The organism is Terrabacter sp. 2TAF16, from assembly GCF_052115065.1.
Taxonomy (GTDB): domain Bacteria; phylum Actinomycetota; class Actinomycetes; order Actinomycetales; family Dermatophilaceae; genus Terrabacter.
In genome coordinates, this window is the sequence record NZ_JBFRFZ010000007.1 from 208,242 (window position 1) to 230,837 (window position 22,596).

The 22,596-nt window shown below is 71.8% G+C and carries 20 protein-coding genes; 8 read left to right on the top strand and 12 right to left on the bottom strand.

The window, feature by feature from the left end; translation table 11 throughout:
- The 9 genes from AB4Z14_RS12975 to AB4Z14_RS13015 all read right to left on the bottom strand — a co-directional run bounded on the left by AB4Z14_RS12975 (position 1) and on the right by AB4Z14_RS13015 (position 9,939).
- Positions 1-378 carry a hypothetical protein gene (locus AB4Z14_RS12975; protein WP_442275544.1) on the bottom strand — a complete coding sequence of 126 codons (378 nt, stop codon included), beginning with the start codon at positions 376-378 and terminating at the stop codon, positions 1-3.
- The gene (locus tag AB4Z14_RS12980) at positions 375-1,148 is read right to left on the bottom strand and encodes a LytR/AlgR family response regulator transcription factor (RefSeq protein ID WP_442275545.1); all 774 of its coding nucleotides are present in this window, start codon (positions 1,146-1,148) and stop codon (positions 375-377) included. Before AB4Z14_RS12980 ends, AB4Z14_RS12975 begins: the two co-directional genes overlap by 4 nt.
- Positions 1,145-2,269, bottom strand: a complete 1,125-nt coding sequence (locus AB4Z14_RS12985; protein WP_442275546.1) for a sensor histidine kinase — start codon at positions 2,267-2,269, stop codon at positions 1,145-1,147. The genes AB4Z14_RS12980 and AB4Z14_RS12985 overlap by 4 nt, the downstream gene beginning before the upstream one ends.
- A gap of 107 nt (positions 2,270-2,376) precedes the next feature.
- Positions 2,377-3,909 (bottom strand): GTPase ObgE, encoded by a 1,533-nt coding sequence (gene obgE / locus AB4Z14_RS12990; RefSeq protein ID WP_056775981.1) that lies wholly within the window; start codon positions 3,907-3,909, stop codon positions 2,377-2,379.
- Positions 3,910-4,040: 131 nt separating this feature from the next.
- Positions 4,041-4,310, bottom strand: a complete 270-nt coding sequence (rpmA, locus tag AB4Z14_RS12995) for a 50S ribosomal protein L27 (RefSeq protein WP_020144532.1) — start codon at positions 4,308-4,310, stop codon at positions 4,041-4,043.
- A gap of 39 nt (positions 4,311-4,349) precedes the next feature.
- Entirely contained in the window at positions 4,350-4,658 is a 309-nt protein-coding gene (gene rplU, locus AB4Z14_RS13000; RefSeq protein WP_028785644.1) for a 50S ribosomal protein L21, read from the bottom strand.
- Between the two features lie 125 nt (positions 4,659-4,783).
- Complete coding sequence (locus tag AB4Z14_RS13005; protein ID WP_442275547.1) at positions 4,784-8,125, bottom strand: Rne/Rng family ribonuclease; 3,342 nt, start codon at positions 8,123-8,125, stop codon at positions 4,784-4,786.
- A 209-nt stretch (positions 8,126-8,334) separates the two neighbouring features.
- Positions 8,335-9,108, bottom strand: coding sequence for a TIGR03936 family radical SAM-associated protein (locus AB4Z14_RS13010; protein ID WP_442275548.1), 774 nt, complete (start codon positions 9,106-9,108; stop codon positions 8,335-8,337).
- A 57-nt stretch (positions 9,109-9,165) separates the two neighbouring features.
- Positions 9,166-9,939 (bottom strand): lysophospholipid acyltransferase family protein, encoded by a 774-nt coding sequence (locus AB4Z14_RS13015; protein ID WP_442275549.1) that lies wholly within the window; start codon positions 9,937-9,939, stop codon positions 9,166-9,168.
- 253 nt (positions 9,940-10,192) lie between these two features.
- Here AB4Z14_RS13015 and valS point away from each other — a divergent pair, with 253 nt between their 5' ends.
- From valS to AB4Z14_RS13055, 8 genes are all read left to right on the top strand, one after another.
- Positions 10,193-12,859: a valine--tRNA ligase gene (gene valS / locus AB4Z14_RS13020; protein ID WP_442275550.1), complete on the top strand. Its 2,667-nt coding sequence runs from the start codon at positions 10,193-10,195 to the stop codon at positions 12,857-12,859.
- 105 nt (positions 12,860-12,964) lie between these two features.
- Positions 12,965-13,699 carry a DUF4129 domain-containing protein gene (locus AB4Z14_RS13025; RefSeq protein WP_442275551.1) on the top strand — a complete coding sequence of 245 codons (735 nt, stop codon included), beginning with the start codon at positions 12,965-12,967 and terminating at the stop codon, positions 13,697-13,699.
- Entirely contained in the window at positions 13,696-14,340 is a 645-nt protein-coding gene (locus AB4Z14_RS13030) for a hypothetical protein (protein ID WP_442275552.1), read from the top strand. Before AB4Z14_RS13025 ends, AB4Z14_RS13030 begins: the two co-directional genes overlap by 4 nt.
- 3 nt (positions 14,341-14,343) lie before the next feature.
- Complete coding sequence (locus AB4Z14_RS13035) at positions 14,344-15,360, top strand: AAA family ATPase (RefSeq protein ID WP_442275553.1); 1,017 nt, start codon at positions 14,344-14,346, stop codon at positions 15,358-15,360.
- Positions 15,361-15,366: 6 nt separating this feature from the next.
- On the top strand, positions 15,367-16,680 hold the full coding sequence (locus tag AB4Z14_RS13040) for a DUF58 domain-containing protein (RefSeq protein ID WP_442275554.1): 1,314 nt from the start codon (positions 15,367-15,369) through the stop codon (positions 16,678-16,680).
- 2 nt (positions 16,681-16,682) lie between these two features.
- Positions 16,683-17,303 carry a hypothetical protein gene (locus AB4Z14_RS13045; RefSeq protein ID WP_442275555.1) on the top strand — a complete coding sequence of 207 codons (621 nt, stop codon included), beginning with the start codon at positions 16,683-16,685 and terminating at the stop codon, positions 17,301-17,303.
- Positions 17,304-17,442: 139 nt separating this feature from the next.
- Positions 17,443-18,081, top strand: a complete 639-nt coding sequence (locus AB4Z14_RS13050) for a TetR/AcrR family transcriptional regulator (protein ID WP_235508768.1) — start codon at positions 17,443-17,445, stop codon at positions 18,079-18,081.
- A 57-nt stretch (positions 18,082-18,138) separates the two neighbouring features.
- The gene (locus tag AB4Z14_RS13055) at positions 18,139-19,686 is read left to right on the top strand and encodes a DHA2 family efflux MFS transporter permease subunit (RefSeq protein WP_442275556.1); all 1,548 of its coding nucleotides are present in this window, start codon (positions 18,139-18,141) and stop codon (positions 19,684-19,686) included.
- A 76-nt stretch (positions 19,687-19,762) separates the two neighbouring features.
- On the opposite strand, the gene AB4Z14_RS13060 is transcribed toward AB4Z14_RS13055, so the two are convergent.
- From AB4Z14_RS13060 to AB4Z14_RS13070, 3 genes are all read right to left on the bottom strand, one after another.
- Entirely contained in the window at positions 19,763-20,401 is a 639-nt protein-coding gene (locus AB4Z14_RS13060) for a hypothetical protein (RefSeq protein ID WP_442275557.1), read from the bottom strand.
- 46 nt (positions 20,402-20,447) lie between these two features.
- Complete coding sequence (clpX, locus tag AB4Z14_RS13065) at positions 20,448-21,725, bottom strand: ATP-dependent Clp protease ATP-binding subunit ClpX (protein WP_020144518.1); 1,278 nt, start codon at positions 21,723-21,725, stop codon at positions 20,448-20,450.
- Positions 21,726-21,873: 148 nt separating this feature from the next.
- On the bottom strand, positions 21,874-22,524 hold the full coding sequence (locus AB4Z14_RS13070) for a hypothetical protein (protein ID WP_442275558.1): 651 nt from the start codon (positions 22,522-22,524) through the stop codon (positions 21,874-21,876).
- Positions 22,525-22,596 lie beyond the last annotated feature (72 nt).

The window sequence follows — 22,596 nt, forward strand, 5'->3', positions numbered from 1 at the left end:
TCACCGGCCGTCGAGCAGGTCGCTGAACGTGGCCTCGTTGCGCTCGGACCGCCGCACGTAGAACGCGCCGAGGCCGATGATCTCGACGAACGCGACGACCGTGAGCAGGATCCACGGCAGCGGCACCCCGAGCAGGTCGATCCCGGCAAGGCCGGGGACGGCCGTGAAGAGGAGGGGCAGCAGCCCGAGCGTCGAGGCGAGCACGAGCAGGACGCCGAGGGCGAGGCGGAGCTGGCTGCGCATGAGCGAGGTGATGTAGACCTCGCCGAGCCGGGTCTGCTCGTCGATCTCGGATGCGATCGAGACGTTGCGGGTGCGCGCGGCCGACGTGCGGGGGCTCGTGACGCGGACCCGCGCTCGAGGCGCCTCGGGCGTCATGACCCACCGCGCCCGAGCGGCTGGGCACGTCGCACGAGCAGGTCGCGCAGCGCACGCGTGTGGCGCCGGCTCACGACGAGCTCGTGCCCGCCGACGACGACGGTCGTGCGCCCGCCCTCGGTGCGCCACTCGGTGATGTGGCCCAGCGCGACGAGCGAGGACCGGTGGATGCGGACGAACCCCGCCTCGCGCCACTGGTCGGCGAGGGTGGTGAGCGGCACACGGACGAGGTGGCTCTCGCTCGCCGTGTGCAGGCGGGCGTAGTCGCCCTGCGCCTCGACGTAGAGGACGTCGGAACGCGGCACGAGCCGGCTCACCCCGGCCAGCTCGACGACGATGGTCTCGTCGCCCGTCGCCGCGGACGTCTCACGCCCGTGGATCTGCCGGACGACGCGGCGCACCGCCTGGTCGAGCCTCTCGTCGCGCACCGGCTTGAGGACGTAGTCGACGACGTTGAGCTCGAACGCGTCGACCGCATGCTGCTCGTGGGCGGTGACGAAGACGATCGGGGGTTGGGTCGTGAAGCGCGACAGCACCCGCGCGAGGTCGAGGCCGCTGAGGCCCGGCATCTGCACGTCCATGAAGATCGCGTCGACCTGCCCCTCGTGGAGCACGCGCAGCGCCGCCTCCCCCGACCCGGCCGGGACGACCTGGCGCACGCACTCGTGACGGCCGAGCATCCACGTGAGCTCGTCGAGGGCCGGTGCCTCGTCGTCGACGGCCAACACCCGCAGCAGCGGAGCGAGCTCGGTGTCCGGGGTCGTGGTCACACGTGCACCCCCGGACGGAACTTCGGCAGCCGGACGACGACCTTGGTGCCGGCGCCGGGCGCCGTCTCGACGACGAGACCGTAGTCGTCGCCGAAGGCGGTGCGCAGGCGCTCGTCGACGTTGGCGAGGCCCACGGAGTCGCTGCCCGGGTCGCCCGCGAGGACCCGGCGCACCCGCTCCGGGTCCTCGCCGACGCCGTTGTCCTCGATCGTCACGACGCACTCGTGGTCGGCGTCCTGCGCGAGGATGCTGATCTCACCGCGGCCTGCCCGGCCCTCGATGCCGTGCTGCACGGCGTTCTCGACGAGTGGTTGGAGACAGAGGAACGGCACGACGACGGGGAGCACCTCGGGCGCGACGCGGACCGTCACAGTGAGCCGGTCACCGAAACGGGCCTTCTCGATGACGAGGTAGGCCTCGATGGACCGCAGCTCCTCTGCCAGCGTCGTGAACTCGCCGTGCCGCCGGAAGGAGTAGCGGGTGAACTCGGCGAGGTCGACGAGCAGCTCCCGGGCCCGCTCGGGGTCGGTGCGCGTGAACGACGCGATCGCGGTCAGCGAGTTGTAGATGAAGTGCGGGCTGATCTGCGCCCGGAGGGCGCGCACCTCGGCCTCCATGAGCCGGGTGCGCGAGGCGTCGAGCTCGGCCAGCTCGAGCTGTCCGGACACCCAGCGCGCCACCTCGTTCGTGGCCCGGACGAGACCCGCCGAGGCCCGGCCGGTGAAGACCTGCAGCGTCCCGACGACCTTCTCGTCGACGTCGAGCGGCGCGACGATCGCCTGGCGCACGATGCACGAGGGCTCGGCGCACCCGACGTCCGCACCGTCGACGACGGTCGTCCGGCCGTGGCCGAGCGTCCCCGCGGAGATGACGACGGGCTGGTGGGCGTGGTGCGAGCGACCGCCTTCCCATGCGAGCAGCGCGCTCGTGTCGGTCATGGCGACCGCCGGTGCTCCCAGGAGCGACCGGAGGTGCTTGAGCGAGCGCTCGGCGGCCGCCGGCGTCAGGCCCATCCGCAGCGGGGGCGAGGCCAGCAGCGCCGTGTGCAGGGTGCGGTACGTCGCACGGTCGGCCTCGGTGCCGAGGTGACCGCGACGCAGCAACGCGCCCCACGAGCTCATGCCGACACTGTAGGCGGTCACCGCGCGCCGGGGGCGCCGTCCTCGCGACCCGCGGGACCGACCCCGACCCCCGGCGGAAGACACCCCGCGACGGGGTGCGGGTGGACTCAGGCGTCGTCGCCCTCGTCGGCGGCGACGTGCCAGAGGCCCGAGCGACGCTCGGCCTCGAGCTCCTCCTGCGTGGCCGCGCGGGCTGCGTAGCGGTCCTTCTGGGCCTCGCGCTTCTCGTCACGGGTGGGCCGCGAGGACTCCGCGAGCCGCAGGTCGGTGCCACGGGTGCCGAGCAGCTCGGCGCCGGCCTGCAGGGTCGGCTCCCAGTCGAAGACGACGGCGTCCTCGGCGGTACCGATGACGACGGTGTCGCCGGCCACGGCGCCGACCTTGTAGAGCTCCTCCTCGACACCGAGACGGCCGAGCCGGTCGGCGAGGTAGCCGACGGCCTCGTCGTTGGAGAAGTCGGTCTGGCGCACCCAGCGATAGGGGCGCTCGCCGGCGACCCGGAAGATCGGCCCGTCCGGACCGTTCTCCTTGACGATGCTGAAGCCCTTGTCGTCGACGGACTTGGGGCGCAGCACGACGCGCTTCGGCACGGCGGCCTCAGCCTCGATCTCGGCGCGGGCGGCATCGACGTGGCGGGCCATCGCGAAGCTCAGCTCGCGCAGGCCCTGGTGGGCCACCGCGGAGACGATGAAGACCTCGATGCCGCGCGCCTCGAGGTCCGGCTTGACCATCTCGGCCAGCTCGCGGGCCTCGGGCACGTCGGCCTTGTTGAGCACGACGATCCGGGTGCGGTCGGCGAGCGGCTTGCCGCCGAGGTCGGCGTCGGGCACGTAGAGCGACAGCTCGTTCTCGATGACGTCGAGGTCGCTCATCGGGTCACGACCGGGCTCGAGGGTCGCGCAGTCGATGACGTGGACGAGGACCGAGCAGCGCTCGACGTGGCGCAGGAACTCGAGGCCCAGGCCCTTGCCCTCGTGCGCGCCGGGGATGAGACCCGGGACGTCGGCGACGGTGAATCTGGCCGAGCCCGCGGTGACGACGCCGAGGTTGGGCACGAGCGTCGTGAAGGGGTAGTCGGCGATCTTCGGCTTGGCGGCCGACAGCACCGAGACGAGCGAGGACTTGCCGGCGCTCGGGAAGCCGATGAGCGCGACGTCGGCGAGCGTCTTGAGCTCGAGCACGACGTCGACCTCCTCGCCGGGCTCGCCGAGGAGCGCGAAGCCGGGCGCCCTGCGGCGGGCCGACGACAGCGCCTTGTTGCCGAGACCGCCGCGGCCGCCACGGGCGATGACGTGCTCGGTGCCCATGCCGACGAGGTCCATCACGATGCGCCCCTCGCCGTCCTTGACGACCGTGCCTTCCGGAACCGAGAGCACGAGGTCGTCGCCGTCGGCGCCGTTCTTCTCGTCGCCGGCACCGGGCAGGCCGTTGACCGCCTTGCGGTGCGGGTGGCGGTGGTAGTCGAGCAGGGTCGTCGCCTGGGGGTCGACGCGCAGGATCACGGAGCCGCCGTGCCCGCCGTTGCCGCCGTCAGGACCGCCCAGCGGCTTGAACTTCTCGCGCTTGACGGAGGCGACGCCGTGCCCCCCGGCGCCGGCGCTGAGATGCAGCACGACGCGGTCGACGAAGGTCACAGCCATGGGGGTCACTCTTCCAGATCAGGGTGGGCGGACGGCATACCCGCGTTGGGGATGCCGTGTGCCCGGGAAAGGCGGAAGGGCGGGCCACGCGGGCCCGCCCTTCCGGTACAAACTCAGTTGTGATCAGCAGATCACTCGGCAGCTGCGGTCTCGACCTGCTCGATGTTGACCGTCTTGCGGCCGCGCTTGGAGCCGAACTTCACGGCGCCGGCGACGAGGGCGAAGAGCGTGTCGTCGCCACCGCGACCGACACCCTCGCCCGGGTGGAAGTGCGTGCCGCGCTGACGGACGAGGATCTCGCCCGCGTTGACCTTCTGGCCACCGAAACGCTTGACGCCGAGGAACTGTGCGTTCGAGTCGCGACCGTTGCGGGTCGAGGACGCACCCTTCTTGTGTGCCATGTCAGTCCTTCTCTCGTGAGTCTCTGGGTTCCGGGTGGATCACGCGTTGATGGCGGTGATCTTGACCTGGGTCAGCGGCTGACGGTGGCCCTGACGCTTGCGGTAGCCGGTCTTGTTCTTGTACTTCATGATGACGATCTTGGGGCCCTTGGCGGCCTTGACGACCTCGGCCTTCACCGACACCTTGGACAGCTTGTCGGCATCGGACGTGACCGTGGTCCCGTCCACGAGGAGCAGCGGCGTGAGCTCGATGGCATCGCCGGGCTGACCCGTCACCTTGTCGACGAGCAGGACATCGCCCACCGACACCTTCTCCTGGCGACCGCCAGCGCGAACAATCGCGTACACAGTGAAACTCACTCTCTCATCAAGGTTTGGTATCGCCGCTTTCGGCACCGGCCCGTCAACACGGGCCCGGTGGGCGCACCAAGGGAAAAGATTACCGGCTGGAAGGTCCGACCTCCAAACCGAGGTCAGGCCCCGCCGGTGCTGCCCGACTCGCCGCCCGCGTCGCCGCTGGCACGAGGCGGGCCGGCCGGGGCGACGACCCGGCCGCGACGACGCCGACCCCGGGCTGCGGGCTGCACCTCGACGACCGCCTCGACCGGAGCAGGGCCGCTGGTCTCGGCGCTGACCTCGGGCGAAGCGGGCGCCACCTCGGCGGCTGCTGCGTGACCCGCACCTCGGCCGCTACCGGTCTCGTCCAAGACGTCGGACTCCAGCTCGACGTGGGCGCCTCCCTGGGTCGCCTGCTCGTCGGCGGCGTCGGCGTCGTGCGCGTCGTCTCCCGACCACGGGCCGTCGTCCTGGGGGAAGGCCTTCCCGTCGTGGACCTCGGTGCTCATCTCGGCGCTCATCTCGGCGACGGCCTCAGCTGCCGCCTCCCCCGCGGGCTGGCCGGAGGCGCTCTTGAGCGCGGCCGCGTGGGCCGCTGCCGCGATCTGGGCGGCCGTGGGGCCGTTGCCCTTGGACTCCGCCTGCGGTGCCTGCTGGGACTGCTGGCTCGCCTGCTGCCCCCCGTTGCCCTGGGTGCCGCCCTGGCCCGAGGCCTGGCCGGCGCCCTGGCCCCGGCCACGACGACGACTGGTGCCGCCACCTCCGCCGTTGTCGCCCTGGCTCTGCTCGTGCGCGTGAGCGCCCTTGTCGACGGGGTCGGTGTGGATGATGAAGCCACGGCCGTTGCAGTGGTCGCACGTCTCGGAGAAGACCTCGATGAGGCCCGACCCGACGCGCTTGCGGGTCATCTGGACGAGGCCGAGCGAGGTGACCTCGGCGACCTGGTGCTTGGTGCGGTCCCGACCGAGGCACTCGAGCAGGCGACGCACGACGAGGTCGCGGTTGCTCTCGAGGACCATGTCGATGAAGTCGATGACGATGATGCCGCCGATGTCGCGCAGCCGGAGCTGGCGCACGATCTCCTCGGCCGCCTCGATGTTGTTCTTGGTGACCGTCTCCTCGAGGTTGCCGCCCGAGCCGACGAACTTGCCGGTGTTGACGTCGACGACCGTCATCGCCTCGGTGCGGTCGATGACGAGGGAGCCGCCGCTCGGCAGCCAGACCTTGCGGTCCATCGCCTTGGAGAGCTGCTCGTCGACCCGGTGGTGCGTGAAGAGGTCCTCCTCGGCGGTCCACTTCGTGACGCGGTCGGCGAGGTCGGGCGCGACGGAGGAGATGTAGGGGTGGATCTCGTTCCACGCCTGGTCGCCGGCCACGACGAGCTGCTTGAAGTCCTCGTTGAAGACGTCGCGGATGACCCGGACCGTGAGGTCGGGCTCACCGTGCAGGAGCATCGGGGCCTGGCCGCCGGTGACCGACCCGGCCGCACCGTTCTTCTTCTTGCCCTTGCTCTTGCCGGCGCGGGGGGTGGACGCAGCCTCGGCCTTGGCCTGGATGTCCTCCCACGTGCGCGTCAGTCGCTCGACGTCGGCACGCAGCTCCTCCTCGCTGGCGCCCTCGGCCGCGGTGCGCACGATGACGCCGGCCGAGTCCGGCACGACGTCGCGCAGGATCTTCTTGAGGCGCGCCCGCTCGGTGTCCGGCAGCTTGCGGCTGATCCCGGTCATCGAGCTGTTGGGGACGTAGACGAGGTAGCGACCCGGCAGCGAGATCTGCGAGGTGAGGCGGGCGCCCTTGTGGCCGATCGGGTCCTTGGTGACCTGGACGAGCACCGTCTGGCCCGAGCCGAGGGCGTTCTCGATGCGCTTGGGCTGGTTGGCCTCGAGGCCGGCGGCGTCCCAGTTGACCTCACCGGCGTAGAGCACGGCGTTGCGGCCCTTGCCGATGTCGACGAAGGCGGCCTCCATCGAGGGCAGGACGTTCTGCACGCGGCCGAGGTAGATGTTGCCGGCCATCGAGACGTTCGTGGCCTGGTCGATGTAGTGCTCGACGAGGACGCCGTCCTCGAGCACGCCCATCTGGGTGCGCCCCTCCTTGTTGCGCACGACCATGACCCGGTCGACGGCCTCACGGCGGGCGAGGAACTCGGCCTCGGTGATGATCGTGCGGCGGCGCCCGGCCTCGCGTCCTTCGCGACGGCGCTGCTTCTTGGCCTCGAGACGGGTCGAGCCCTTGACGGCGACCGGCTCGTCGCTCTGGCTGCGCGGCTGGCGCACGCGGGTCGAGACGTTGGGGGTGTCGTCACCGGACTCCGGGGCGGAGCCGGCCCGGCGGCGGCGACGGCGACGACGGCTCGAGCCGCCCTCGTCGTCGGAGTCGCCCTCGGAGTCGGAGTCGGCGTCGGACTCGGCGTCGTCCGCGCCCTCGGCGGACTCGCCGCGAGCGTCGGCCGAGCGTCGGGAGTCGCGGGAGTCGCGCTCGTCGGTCTCGGACTGCTGGTCCTGCGCCTCGTCGTCGTCGGTGGCGCGGCCCCGGCGCCCCTTGCCGCCGCGGCGGCGGCGCGAGCGACGCGGGCTGCTCTCCTCGTCGGTCTGCTCGTCGGTCTGCTCGTCGACGTCGGTCTGGTCCTCGTCGGCGACGGTGGGCTCGTCGTCCTCGACGTCGGAGGTCGGCTCCTCCGCCTCGGGTGGGGGCGTGCCACGGCGTCGACGCGTCGGCACGGCCTGGCTCGCGTCCGGGGCCTGGAAGAGCACGCTGAAGCTGGGGACGACGGCTCCCTGGCGGTCGTCGTCGGCGTCAACGGCGGAGGCAGCGTCGTCGAGGTCCTCGGACTCGTCGAGGGCGTCGACGTCGATGAGGGCGGAGAGGTCGATCGCCGCGGGGTCGGCGGCCGTGTAGGTCGCCGCGCTCGCGTCTGCGGGGCTCTCCGTGGTCGCGTCGTCACCCGAGAGCGCGCCGGCGACGAGCTCCTCGACGGCCGCGTTGGCGCGGTCGGCCTTGGTGCGCGATCCACGCTTCGTGGCCCGGGCGGCTCGCGGTGCCCTCTCGGCCCTGGGGGCCTTCTCAGCCGGCGCGGGCTCGGTGGACACCTCGGAGACCTCGGAGACCTCGGCGACCGGGCTCGGCCCGTCGGTGTCGGGGGCCGGCTCGACCGGCGCGGCGACCGTCGCCTTCTTGCGCGTCGCGCGCTTGCGGGCCGGACGCTTGGTCTCGGGGGCGGTGGCCTCAGCCGGGGCGTCGCCGGTGGAGACTCCCTCGGGTGCTGCGGCGGCCGCGGGCTCGTCGGTGGAGGCCTCAGCGGTCGCGTCGGCCGGAGCTTCGGCCGGAGCCTCGGCGGAGGGCACGATCGTCGTGGCCTTCTTCGTGGTGCGACGCGTGGCGCGGCGACGCGGCGCCGGCGCGTCCGCGCTCTGCTCGTTGCCCTGCTCGGAGGGGAACAGCGTGGCTTCGTCGCCGGTGGTGGTGTCGTTGGGTGCCATCAGGCAGCCTCCCGTCAGGTGCGGTGTGACCCACACGCGGCCGGGGCCGTCGACACCGCACGAGTGCGGTTGCAGTCGTCGCGCCGCGTCTGCGACGGGACGGAAGTCGTCTCGCTACACCCGAAAACGGTTCGCGCTGGGCGCGGCCCCGTGATCGAATGCCGTCGGCGTCCTGGTCGGCAACCATTTCGTCGTCATGACCTGGCAGGTCATTCCAGCGGGTCGGTCACCCGCACGTTTGCGGTGTCGAGCGGTCCCTGCGCCAGTCGCGTCACCAGTGGGGGGCGCGGAGGCTGCAGGTCGGCGATCTCACGCAGCGCGGTCAGAATGTCGTCGGGGCGTACAGCCGGTGTGGTGTGCCGTACGACCATGCGCAGTATCGCACAGTCGGTCCCGACTTCGTGAGTCGTGACCGTGTCGCCGAGCGCGTCGCCCGGGCTCAGGACGCGTGCGGCCACGATCGAGCCACGCACGTCGAAGGTGCGCGGACCGGACTTCGTCAGCCGGGTCACCTCGGCCGAGTCGCGCTCCATGAGAGCCGCGACGGCCGCCTCGAGGACCTCGAGCGGCACCCCGGCGAACTCGAGGAGCCAGTCGCTCGCCTCGAGACGGTCGGCGAGCGCCCCGGGGGTGGCCTCGACGACCTGGAGGATGTCGATCCCCTCGGGCAGGGCCTCGTCGAGCGCGGCGCGGACCGACTCGGGCTCGACGCGCTGGGTCACCGAGATCTCGAAGTACTCCGCCTCGCTGCCGGTGCCCGTGGCCGCGGCGTTGGCGTAGCTGATCTTCGGGTGCGGGTGGAAGCCGGCCGAGAACGCCATCGGCACATCCGCCCGGCGCAGCGCGCGCTCGAGCGCGCGCTGGAAGTCGCGGCTCGAGGTGAACCGCAGTCGCCCCCGCTTCGTGTAGCGGATCCGGAGCTTCTGGACCGCGGGGTCCGGAGCCGGACCCTCGGGGACGCGCTGACGTGCCTGACGAGCCATGCCCGGAAGGCTACCGGCGTCGGCTCGTCGCCCGGAACGTCCTCACCCAGGACCGGGTCACCCGGGCGGGAACCCCCGCTGCTCGTCGGCGCGTCGCTGCCGCTCCAGCGTGTCGGCCTCGTCGAGGCGGGTCGCCTCGGCGAGCGTCGGCGCGGTGCCGCCCATGCTCGCGGGGAGGAACTTGAGGTCCGGGCCGGTCAGGGGCTCGTAGGCCGCCCGGGCGACCGCGAGCAGGTCGGCCATGACGGCCTTGTACTGCTCGGTGACGGCCACGGGGTCGGCGTCGGGCGCGACGGCGATCGGCTCCCCGACGTTGATGAGGATCGGGACGTTGGTGCGGCCGAGCCGCTTCGGGTGGCCCTTGGTCCAGACCCGCTGCGAGCCCCAGATCACGACGGGCAGGATCGGGACACCGGCCTCGACCGCCATCCGGGCCGCACCGGTCTTGAACTCCTTGAGCTCGAACGAGCGCGAGATCGTCGCCTCCGGGAAGACGCCGACGATCTCTCCGGCGCGGAGCGCGTCGACGGCGCTGGCGTACGACGCCGCTCCCGCGGTCCGGTCGACCGGGATGTGCTTCATGCCGCGCATCAGCGGACCGCTGACGGCGTGCGAGAAGACACCGTCCTTGGCCATGAACCGCACGAGGCGGTCGGACTTCTGGGCGGCGAGCCCGGCGTAGGCGAAGTCCATGTAGCCGGTGTGGTTGATCGTCATCACCGCTCCCCCGGTGCGCGGGACGTTGTCGTCGCCGAGGACGGTGAACTTCAGCCCCTGCATCGCGAACACCCCGCGGGCGAAACCGATGACGGACGAGTAGACGGGCTCCATGGGGACACTCTGCCCTGCGCCGCTCCGCTTCGGCACGCCGATGGGCCGATCGCCCCTGCCGACGAACACGGGATGACCGTGATAGCGAGCGCGGCCGTGACGCACGCCACGCCCGTCGCGGCTCTTGACGTGCCGACCCGCTGGGGTGGCGCGCGGACCGAGCCGGACGGCATACGCGCGTGGTCCGACCGTGCCGGTCGGTCGGGGGAAAGCCGGTCGAGGGCACCCCGGCGCGCATGGAAGGATTGGGCGCATGACTGACACACCTGCACCCACGACCTCGCGGATCCCCGAGCGACCCACGCTCGACGGGCTCGAGGAGAAGTGGATGCAGGTATGGGCCGATGAGGGCACCTACGCCTTCGACCGCGAGAAGGCCCTGTCGCTCCCCCGCGACCAGGTCTTCGCCATCGACACCCCGCCGCCGACGGCGAGCGGCAGCCTGCACGTCGGCCACGTCTTCAGCTACACCCACACCGACTGCATGGCCCGCTACAAGCGGATGCAGGGCCTCGAGGTCTTCTACCCCATCGGCTGGGACGACAACGGCCTGCCGACCGAGCGCCGGGTGCAGAACTACTACGGCGTGCGCGGCGACGCGAGCCTGCCCTACGAGGAGGGCTTCACGCCGCCCTTCGAGGGGGGCGTCGACGCCAAGGGCAAGGCCATCAAGGCCGCCGACCAGCGCCCGATCAGCCGCAAGAACTTCATCGAGCTGTGTGACGTCCTCACCGTCAAGGACGAGGTGACCTTCGAGTCGCTCTTCCGTCGCCTCGGCTTCAGCCTCGACTGGGACATCTCCTACCGCACCATCGACGAGCGCTCGCGCGCCGTGGCGCAGCAGGCCTTCCTGCACAACCTCGAGCGCGGCGAGGCCTACCAGAGCGAGGCCCCGGGCCTCTGGGACGTGACGTTCCAGACCGCCGTGGCGCAGGCCGAGCTCGAGGCGCGCGACTACCCCGGCGCGTACCACCGGGTCGCCTTCCACCGGGACGGCGGCGAGCCGGTCTTCATCGAGACGACCCGACCCGAGCTCATCCCGTCGGTCGTGGCACTCATCGCGCACCCCGACGACAAGCGCTACCAGTCGCTCTTCGGCACGACGGTCACCTCGCCGCTCTTCGGCGTCGAGGTGCCGGTGGTCGCGCACCGTGCCGCCGAGATTGACAAGGGCGCCGGCATCGCCATGTGCTGCACCTTCGGCGACCTCACCGACGTCATGTGGTGGCGCGAGCTGCAGCTGCCGATCCGGTCGCTCATCACCCGCAACGGCCGCCTCCAGGCCGAGACGCCCGAGTGGCTCGCCGGCGGCCCGGGCGAGTCCCTCTACGCCGAGTCGCTCGCGACGAAGACGACGTTCAGCGCGCGCGAGGCCGTCGTGGCCGCGCTGCGCGAGTCCGGCGACCTCGACGGCGAGCCGCAGAAGACCCAGCGCAAGGCGAACTTCTACGAGAAGGGCGACAAGCCGCTCGAGATCGTCACCTCGCGGCAGTGGTACATCCGCAACGGGGGCCGCGAGGAGGCGCTGCGCTCCAAGCTCGTCGGCATGGGTGACGAGGTCGACTTCCACCCCGCCTTCATGCGCTCGCGCTACAAGAACTGGGTCGAGGGCCTCAACGGCGACTGGCTCATCTCGCGCCAGCGCTTCTTCGGCGTGCCGTTCCCGGTCTGGTACCCCGTCGACGCCGCGGGTGAGGTCGACCACGACCACCCGCTGACCCCGCCCGCCTCCGCGCTTCCCGTCGACCCCCAGATCGACGTGCCCGAAGGCTACGAGGAGTCCCAGCGCGGCCAGGCCGGTGGCTTCGTCGCCGACCCCGACATCATGGACACGTGGGCCACGTCGTCGCTGACGCCGCAGATCGCCGCCGGCTGGCCCGTCCGCGAGGGCGCCCCCGACGGCGACCGGCTCGGGTCGGACGAGGCGCTCTTCGCGAGCATCTTCCCCTACGACCTGCGTCCCCAGGGGCACGACATCATCCGCACCTGGCTCTTCGCCACGGTGACGCGCTCGTACTTCGAGCACGGCGTGGCGCCGTGGAAGCACGCCGCGATCAGCGGCTGGATCCTCGACCCCGACCGCAAGAAGATGAGCAAGTCCAAGGGCAACGCCGAGACGCCCGAAGACGTCGTCAAGGCCAACGGCGCCGACGCGGTGCGCTACTGGGCGGCCTCCGGTCGCCTCGGCACCGACGCCGCCTACGACACCGGCCAGATGAAGGTCGGGCGCCGGCTCGCCATCAAGGTGCTCAACGCGAGCAAGTTCGCCCTCGGCTTCGGTGACGTCGACGGCGACCTTCGTGCCGCCGTCACCCACCCCCTCGACCTGTCGATGCTCGCGGCCCTCGCCGACGTCGTCGACAAGGCGACCCAGGGGTTCGAGGGCTGGGACTACACCCGCTCGCTCGAGGCCACGGAGACCTTCTTCTGGACGTTCTGCGACGACTACCTCGAGCTCGTCAAGGACCGCGCCTACGGCGGTCAGGGCGACGAGGCCGCTGCGAGCGCCCGTGCCGCGCTGCGCCTCGCCCTCGAGACGCTGCTGCGCCTGCTCGCACCGTTCCTCCCCTACGCCACGGCCGAGGTCTGGTCGTGGTTCGGCGAGGGCTCCGTGCACCGCCAGTCCTGGCCGACCCGTGGCGAGCTGCCCTCCGGTGGCGAGCCCGCGCTCCTCGCGTCGGTGGGGTCGGCGCTGGCGGGCGTGCGCAAGGTCAAGTCGGAGGCCAAGGTCGGCATGCGTGCCGAGGTGCGCACCATGACCCTCGTCGCGCCCGCCGCGTCGGTCGCCCACGTGCGGGCGGCCGAGTCCGACCTGCGGGCCAGCGGCCGCATCAGCGAGCTGGCGTATGCCGAGGGCGAGGTCGTCGAGGTGCGTGACGCCGAGCTCGTCCCCGTCGAGAAGCCGCCCGCCCAGGGCTGACCCACCGAGCGACCCGTCGGTCGTGTGCCGTCCGGACCTATCGGGACGGCAACGATCGGCCGGCTCGGGGACCGTCGACGAGCCCGCTGGCATAGGGTCACTCGCATGTCGAGGCCGGGGGCTCAGGTCACCATCGTGGGTGGCGCCGTCGTCATGGCCGCTCTGGTCGTGGCCGCGTTGGGCCAACCCGTGCCGTTGCTGTCCCGGCCGCTCGACGCGCAGACGTTCACGCCGCTGCCGACCCTGACGTCCCTGCCTCCCTCCGCGACGCCGTCCCAGCCCACGTCGACGTCGACGTCGACGCCCTTCGACCCGTCTCCCGTGCTCGTCACCCTCGTCCAGATCGTGCTCGTGCTGGCAGCCCTCGTGGTGCTCGTCGTCCTCGCGCAGCTGGTCCGGTCGCTGCTGCGCCGGCGCCCGCACCTCGAGCTGCACGAGGAGCCCGACTTCGCGATCCCGCTCGTGCCGACCGAGCTCCTCGAGGAGGCGCGGGACCGGCTGCGGGACCTGGAGAGCGGCGAGCCCCGCAACGCCATCGTCGCGGCCTGGCTCGGACTCGAGACCTCCGCCGCCGCGACCGGACTGCCGCGACTGGCCGCCGAGACGTCGACGGAGTACACCGAGCGCGTCATCGGCGTGTGGCCGGTCGACTCCGCCCGGCTGGGCGACCTCGCCGCCCTCTACCGCGAGGCGCGCTTCTCGGTCCACGACCTCGGCGAGAGCCACCGTGACCGGGCGATCGCCGACCTCCGGGTCCTCATCGCCGACCTCGAGCAGGTGGCTTCGCGGCAGGCTGCCGAGCGTGGCGCGTCGGCGGCCGCGCAGGAGGAGTCGTCGTGAGCAGCCAGCCGGACGGCATACCTCCTCGGACCCGGCGGGAGGCGCGCGGGGCGCGCGACCAGGCAGCGGCGTCGGCCGGACGGCCACTCCCCCGCGGCGCGGTCCGCCGGGCGCCCTCGCGGACCCGGGAGATCGCCCTGGCGCTGCGCCCGTGGCGTCGTCGACTCGTCGGCCTGTTCCTGACGTGGGTGGTCCTGGCGGCACTCACGGCGGGGCTCGGTCTCGCACCGGACGTGCCGGTGCTCCTCGTGATCCTGCTCGCCGCCGCGCTGCTCGTCTGGCACCTCATCGACCACACCGCGCCGCAGCACCTGACGGTCTGGCCCCTCGTCGACGGCGACCTCGGCGGGCACTCGCGCGGCAACGACTTCCGCGTCACCAACCTCGCGGGACGGCTCGAGGCGGCCAACACCCGCCGCGAGGGGCGCGAGAGCGTCGTGCACGACCTGCACCTGCAGCTGCAGGTGCTCATCCGCGAACGGCTCTACGCCCGGCACGGCATCGTCGCCGAGGAGGAGCCGAAGTGGGCCCAGGGCGTGACGCCACCCGAGCTGTGGGACCTGCTCGTCGGCCTGCCCCCACCCGACCTGTACCGTCCCCAGCGCCTCGACCCCATCCTCCGACGAATCGAGCAGTGGTAGCGCATGACCGAGATGAACCTGGCCCGGGTCAGTGAGCTGAGCGGTGCCGTCCTCGACGAGGTCGACCGGGCCGTCGTCGGCAAGCGCGAGTCGCTGCGGCTCGTCCTGTCCGGCATCCTCGCCGGCGGGCACGTCCTCATGGAGGACTTCCCCGGCCTCGGCAAGACGCTGGCGGCACGCAGCTTCGCCCAGACCCTGGGGCTCGACTTCAAGCGGGCCCAGTTCACGCCGGACCTGCTGCCCGGAGACATCACCGGCTCGTTCATCTACGACCAGCGGTCGGGCGAGTTCGAGTTCCGCGCGGGGCCCCTCTTCGCCGGACTGCTCCTCGCCGACGAGATCAACCGGACGCCGCCGAAGACGCAGGCGGCGCTCCTCGAGGCGATGCAGGAGAAGCAGGTGACGGTCGAGGGCCGCACCTTCCAGCTCCCCCGCCCCTTCCACGTCCTCGCGACCGCGAATCCCGTTGAGTACGAAGGGACCTACCCGCTCCCGGAGGCGCAGCTCGACCGCTTCCTCATGCGCATCTCTTTCGGCTACCCGACCCTCGACGAGGAGTGGGAGATCCTCTCGAACCGGATGGCCCGCCAGCGCGAGGAGCAGGAGCTGCGCCGCATCGTCGACGCGGAGCAGCTGCTCGCCATGCAGGCGGCCATCGAGGCGACGGCCGTCGACGAGTCGGTCGGGCGCTACTGCGTCGCACTGACCGCAGCCAGCCGCACCCACGCCGACGTCCTCATGGGCGCCTCTCCCCGTGGCGCGCTCGGCCTGCTCCTGTGCGCCCGGGCGTATGCCGTCGTCGACGGTCGCGACTACGTGACCCCCGAGGACGTCAAGGCCGTGGCCGTGCCGGTCCTCGCGCACCGCATCACCGTCAAGCCCGAGCTGTGGATGAGCAACGCCTCGGGGCGCAGCATCGTCGAGAGCCTCCTTCGGACGGTCGCGACCCCGTCGGCCCGGGAGCACCTGGCGCCGGGACCGGTCGCCGACTCGTCAGCCGGCCCGGCGGCTGGCGGCTGAGAGCCCGTGCAGCCCTGGCACCCCCACCGGACCGCCACGCGCCGACTCGGCGGGTGGGAGCCGACCGCTGCCCACCAGCGGGCGATCCTCCTCGCCGCCGGGGGCGCGATCGTCGCCGTCGTCGGTCGCCGGGCCGACCTGCTCGTCATCGTGGCGCCGCTCGTCGTCGCTGCGCTGTGGGGCCACCTCGCGCGGCCACGCACGGAGGTGACCGCGACGGCGCGACTCGGCGACTCGACGCTGCGCGAGGGGTCGGCGACCGGGGTCTACGTGACCACCGAGCCGGCCCTGCACGACGTCCACGGCGTCGTCACCCTGGCCCAGGCCCCGTGGGTCGAGCGGAAGCCGTCGAGCGGGATCGCCGAGCTCGAGGACGGGGCCGCGACGCTCGGGCTGCGCTCCACGCGATGGGGACGACGTCGCGTCGGCACCGTCAGCGTCGCGCTCGTCAGCACGTGGGGAGCCTTCCGTGCCGGTCCCGTCGACCTGCCCGACCTCGACTCGGCCACCCTCCCCGTGCCGGCCTCCTTCGACGCGAGCGCCCCCACACCCCACCCCCGCGGCATCGTCGGGCTGAACCGGTCGAACCGGCCCGGGTCCGGCTCGGAGTTCAACACGATCCGCCGCTTCCACCCGGGTGACCGGCTGCGGCGGATCCACTGGCCCGTCTCGATGCGGACGGGCGCCCTGCACGTCACGTCGACGTTCACCGACGAGGACGCCCACGTCTTCCTGCTCGTCGACTGCTTCAGCGACGTCGGCCCTCGCGAGGGCATCGACGGACGCCCGACGAGCCTCGACGTCACGGTGCGGGCCGCCGGCGCGATCAGCGAGCACTTCCTCCGGAGCAACGACCGGCTGACCCTGCGCACCGTCGGCGCGGCCGAGGTCCCGACCCTCGGCGTCGGCTCCGGCACGAACCACCTCCGGCGCGTGCTCGACACGCTCGCCGCGATCTCGCCGGCCACCGAGCGACGCGACACCGGCGAGCACGCGATCCGCGGCGTCGACCCCAACGCCCTGTGCCTCGTCCTTTCACCGCTCATCGACCCGACGATGGTGACGCTGGCCCACACGCTGGCGGCGCGCGGCATGACCGTCGTCGTCGTCGACACGTTCCCCGACCACCTCGTCGCCGACCCGTCTAGCGTCTACCAGGCGTTGGCCTGGCGGATCCGGCTGCTGTCGCGCGACGCCGAGGTGCACAACCTCCGGCTGCGCGGTGTCCCGGTCGTGCCCTGGCGGGGCGCCGGCTCCCTCGACCAGGTCCTCCGCGACATCGCGCGCCGGGCGTCGGCACCACGGATGGCGAGGCGGTGACCGTGCGGGCACCTGCCGAGGACCCGCTGCCCCGGGAGCCGCTGCGGTCGACGCGTACGCCGTCGGTGGCCCGCCGCGTCCGGCTGCGCCGGACCGTGCGGTTCGGCGCCGGACCCGAGTGGTCGCTGAGCCAGCTCGGCGCGACCGGCGCGGCGATGGGCGGTGTCGCCGTCTACCTCGCGAGCCTCTCCCTCGCGGTCGGCGGGTTCGACTCCCTCTGGTGGGCGCTCGTGCTGCTGCCGCTGGTCACGATGGCCTGGGCCGGCTCGGCGGCTCCTGCCGCCTACTGGACCCTGCTGCTCTACGGGTGGTTCACGCTGACGCCGACGGGGAGCTTCTCGTGGTGGTCGCTGCCGGCCGCCGCCGGCTGCGTCGTCGGCCATGCGGCGACCGCGCTCTCCGCGTCGTCACCACCGGCGGGGTCGTTCACCGCCGCCACCACCCGTCGCTGGGTACGCCACACGGCCCTCGCCTTCGCGGCGGCCGTGCCCGTCGCGATCCTCGCGGGGCTGCTCGCCGGACGTTCGCCGGGACTCGTCCCGGCGGCATACGTCATCGGGCTCGGCGGGGTGGCCGCCGGCCTGTGGTTCGTGCGCACGAGCCCGCCCGTCGAGCGGGTCTGAGCCGTTCCGTCCGTCGGGGCGGGACGTCCGCCAGGTCGACGCACCCAAGGCTCGACACGTGGTTTGCCAACAGGCCCGTCCCGATCTACTGTTTGATGAAACGAAACAGTTTCGTTTCATCGGTGGAGTCGGGGTGAGCATGAGCACGACCAGCGCGAGCACGACGGACGCCGCACACGCGAGCCGTCCGCGTGTCGCCGGTGACCGTGAGGTCGAGATCCTCGAGGCAGCGATCGACGTCCTGCGGGAGAGCGGCTACGACCGGCTCACCTTCGACGCCGTCGCCACGGCCGCACGAGCGTCCAAGGCGACGCTCTACCGACGCTGGCCGCACAAGCGCGACCTCGTCATCGACGCCGTCGGGCTCTTCATCGACTGCCCTGCCGAACAGGACCCCCACACCGGGAGCCTGCGCGGCGACCTGCTTGCCCAGGCCTGCGCCGACGGGGGCCTCGACGACGAGGTCGTCATCGGCACGTGGGGGGCGCTGCTCCCCGTCATCCACCGCGAGCCAGAGCTGGCACGCGGCATCCACGAGCGGTTCCTGGCCCCGAAGATCGAGGCCACCCGCACCATCTTCGAGCACGCCCGAGAGCGTGGTGAGGTCGGCGCCGACGCCGACCTCGACACCCTGCTGATGATCCTCCCGTCCCTGTCGATCCACGAGGCACTGCTCTCCGGACGTCGACCCGGGCCGGACCGCATCGCCGAGTTCGTGGACAGCGTCGTCCTCCCGGCCTGCGCCGCCACCCTCGCACCCGCGCCCAGCACTCGCTGAGCAGGACCGCGACGGGGGGCGACCCCACCATTCCTGCATGTCTTCGAGAGGACACCCATGTCTGCCACCACGGTCGAAGAGGTGGACGAGCCCCAGGGCGAGTTCACCTCCCACGACGCACCGCCGAAGCGCCTCGGCCTGGCGCTCCTGGTCATCTGCGCCGCCCAGCTCATGATCGTGCTCGACGGCACCATCGTGAACATCGCCCTCCCCCACATCGAGACCGACCTCGGCTTCAGCCAGGCGAACCTCCAGTGGGTCATCACCATCTACACCCTCGCCTTCGGTGGCGTGCTGCTGCTCGGCGGTCGCCTCGGTGACCTCTACGGTCGGCGGCGGCTCTTCTTCTGGGGCATCGTGCTCTTCACGCTGGCCTCGCTCGTCGCCGGCGTGGCCCAGAACGAGGCGATGATGCTCGCCGCCCGGGCCGTCCAGGGTCTCGGTGGAGCCCTCGCCGCCCCCAACGCGCTCGCGCTCATCACGACGACCTTCCCGGCCGGCAGGGAGCGCAACCGCGCCATGGGCGTCTTCGCCGCCATGTCCGGCGCCGGCGCCGCCATCGGCCTCATCCTCGGCGGTGTGCTGACCGAGATCGACTGGCGCTGGAACTTCTTCATCAACCTGCCGATCGGCATCGTCGTCGCGATCCTCGCCCTGCGGATCCTCACCGAGTCCGAGGACGGCGGCGGCACGCTCGACATCCCCGGCGCCATCACCTCCATCGCGGGTCTCTCCTCGCTCGTCTACGGCCTGACCCACGCCGCGAGCACCTCGTGGGGTGACGCCACGACGGTCACCTACCTCGCCATCGGTGTCGTCCTGCTCGTCGCCTTCGTCGTCATCGAGACGCGGGTCAAGCACCCCCTCCTGCCGATGCGCATCCCCGGCGACCGGACGCGCGGTACGTCGTACTTCGTCATGCTCATCGTCGGCGCCGGCATGTTCGCGATGTTCTACTTCCTCGGCATCTACATCCAGACGATCCTCGGCTACTCGCCGCTCAAGACGGGCCTCGCGTTCCTGCCCTTCTCGGTCGGCATCGTCGTGGCCGCGCAGCTCGCGTCGTTCCTCATCGCCAAGGTCGACCCACGCTGGATCTCCGGTCCGGGCGCCGGCTTCGCGGCGCTCGGCATGTGGGGCTTCACCCACCTGACGCCGCAGAGCACGTATGCCGCCGACCTGCTGCCGTGGATCGTCGTCCTCGCCTTCGGCCTGGGTCTCATCTTCGTGCCCCTCACCCTGACGGCCGTCCACGGCGTCGCCCACGAGGACTCCTCGGTGGCCTCCGCCGTGCTCAACACGATGCAGCAGGTCGGCGGCACGCTCGGCCTTGCAACGCTGAGCACGATCTTCGTCAACAACATGGGCGACAAGGTCGCCGAGCTGACCGCGAAGCTGCCGCAGGGTGGCCCGGCTCCCTCCAAGGAGCAGCTGGCCGCGGCCCAGAAGATGATCGCCGACGAGGCGTTCACCTACGGCGCCAGCCGCGCCTACCTCGTCGCCGCGATCATGATCGCCGTCGCCGGCGTCGTCACGCTCGTCGCGCTGCACGTGCGACACGAGGAGCTCGCGACCGACGGCGCGGCCCCGGCCCACATGGGCTGACCTGCCTGACCCACCGCTGGCCATCGACGGGCCACCGAGAGGCCACCGTTCATGCGAACGGTGGCCTCTCGCCGTGTCAGGGGTGGGGATCGGCCCAGACGGCGGCCCAGGGCACGTCCCATCCGGCGATGGCGAGACGGCGCTCGACGAAGGCGTGCTCCGGGAGGTCGACGACGCGCCCGACCGACGGCTCGTAGACGTCGAGCTCCTGCTCCCCCGTCGGTGGCATGACGAGCACGACGTGCCGCGGCGCCCAGGCGTTGCCGACGTAGAGGAGCGCCGGACGGCCGGGACGCACCCGGGCGCGGAGGGCGGCATACGTGTGCCGGAGCCCGACGCGTCCCCGCTGGCGGAACCACGCGAGGTCGTAGTCGGCCTCGGGATCGGCGGCGCCGTACTCGAGCTCGTTCAGCGCGCCCCACGGGGGCGTGCCGAGCGCCCGCGGCCACGGCAGCTGCAGCCGGCCCCCCGCGCCGACCACGGCATTGGTGCGGGACGCGACGACCTGCTCGTAGGCGGCGAAGCGCTGGGCCTCGGTGCCGCCGTCCGGCACGTCCCCGTCACGCGCATCCTTGCGTATGCCGTCCCGGACCCACTGCGCGAACGCCGGGTTGGCGAGCATGCGGGCGACGGTCAACGAAGCCGACCCGCACGTCGTGCTCGTCTGCTGCACGGGCGCGTGGTCCCCGGCCACGAGCCGGAAGGGAGCGACCACGGGTCAGCCTCCGTTCACGCGGCCGCGGCGCGGGCGACCATGAGGGTCAGGCAGATTCCTTGCGCGGACGCTTGGCCCGCGGCTCGGCCTCGCGACGCACGATCGTCGGGTTGACGTTGTCGAGCACGACCTCGCGGGTCACGACGACCTTGGCGATCTCGTCGTCGCTCGGCACGTCGAACATCACCGGGAGGAGGACCTCCTCCATGATGGCGCGCAGTCCGCGAGCACCCGTGCCGCGCAGCAGCGCCTGGTCGGCCACCGAGGCAATGGCGTCGTCAGTGAACTCGAGGTCGACGCCGTCGATCTCGAACATCTTCTGGTACTGCTTGACGAGCGCGTTGCGCGGCACCGTGAGGATGTTGACGAGGGCCTGCTGGTCGAGGGGCGCCAGCGTCGTCAGGACGGGCAGGCGGCCGATGAACTCGGGGATGAGACCGAACTTCAGCAGGTCCTCGGGCATGACGTCCTGGAAGCTGTCGCCGAGGTCCTTGGGGTTGTGCAGCGGCTGGCCGAAGCCGAGGCCCTTGCGACCCGAGCGCGACTCGATGATCTTCTCGAGGCCGGCGAAGGCGCCGCCGACGATGAAGAGCACGTTGGTCGTGTCGATCTGGATGAACTCCTGGTGCGGGTGCTTGCGCCCGCCCTGCGGGGGCACCGACGCGGTCGTGCCCTCGAGGATCTTGAGCAGGGCCTGCTGGACGCCCTCGCCGGACACGTCACGCGTGATCGACGGGTTCTCGCTCTTCCGAGCGATCTTGTCGACCTCGTCGATGTAGATGATGCCCGTCTCGGCCTTCTTGACGTCGTAGTCGGCGGCCTGGATGAGCTTGAGGAGGATGTTCTCGACGTCCTCGCCGACGTAGCCGGCCTCGGTCAGCGCCGTCGCGTCGGCGATGGCGAACGGGACGTTGAGCATCTTGGCCAGCGTCTGCGCGAGGTACGTCTTGCCCGAGCCCGTGGGGCCGATGAGCAGGATGTTCGACTTCGCGATGTCGATGTGGTCGTCGTCGCGCTTGACGCCCTCACCGGCCTGGATGCGCTTGTAGTGGTTGTAGACGGCGACGGCGAGCGACTTCTTGGCGACGTCCTGGCCGATGACGTAGTTCTCGAGGAAGTCGAAGATCTCGCGCGGCTTCGGCAGGTGGTCGAGTCCCAGCTCGCTGCTCTCCGCGAGCTCCTCCTCGATGATCTCGTTGCAGAGGTCGATGCACTCGTCGCAGATGTAGACACCGGGACCGGCGATGAGCTTCTTGACCTGCTTCTGGCTCTTCCCGCAGAAAGAGCACTTGAGGAGGTCTCCGCCTTCTCCGATGCGTGCCACCGATTCGCTCCTGGTTCGTCGGCGCCGAACGCTGGGGTGCACCCGGCAGGCCCCAAGCTAGGGGCCGACTCCTATTAGACGACGAGGTGGCCCCCTCCCGCTCGCGCAACGCCGCTTGTCCGCTGATGGCGGACAAACGACGAGGCTGTCACTTGAACGGCGTTCCATTCGAATCGCGCTGTGTCGCATCATCGCTGCCGTCGGTCCGGCCACGCCGCCGACGGGTGAGGAGCCCGAGACCGATCGCCAGCGCGAGACCCCCGAACGTCACGACGAGCAGCCCCACGAGCGCGATGACGAGCATCGTCGTCAGCGACATCCCTCCGCCTCCGACGTCGACAGCCGCAGCACCGGGGAGCACGGCGCCGTCCGCAGCCGGCGCCCGGGCCGGACCGGCGGCAGCCATGAGGGCTCCGGCAGCATCGGTGCCGGTGGCGACGACGTCCTGGCAGCCGGTGGCCGTGAGCTCGCCGCCGGACTCGACGAGGGCGAAGACGTAGCTCCCGCCCGAGCTCACGAGGTCGGGACTCTCGGTCAGGGCCCGGACGTGCGTGGTCTGCGGCGCACTGCCCCGGTGCACCGCGCTGACCGCGATGGTCCAGGCGACCGGACGCGGGTTGTGGTCGCCTCCCGGGTCGTCCACCGCGGTGACGCGCCCGGTGAGCACGACGTCCGAGTCGGCGACCACCTGGGCGGGCTCGCGGCCCGCGCACGAGGCGAGCGCGGACGACGGCGTCGCCACCAGCCCGACGGCCACGAGACCGACGAGCGCGACCAGGCGCACGGCATACGTCCTCATGACGCGAGCGTAGGGCGGGAGCTCCCGACGCGCCGCCTCGCCGGTCGCGCCGTGGCTGGATCGTTGTGGTCA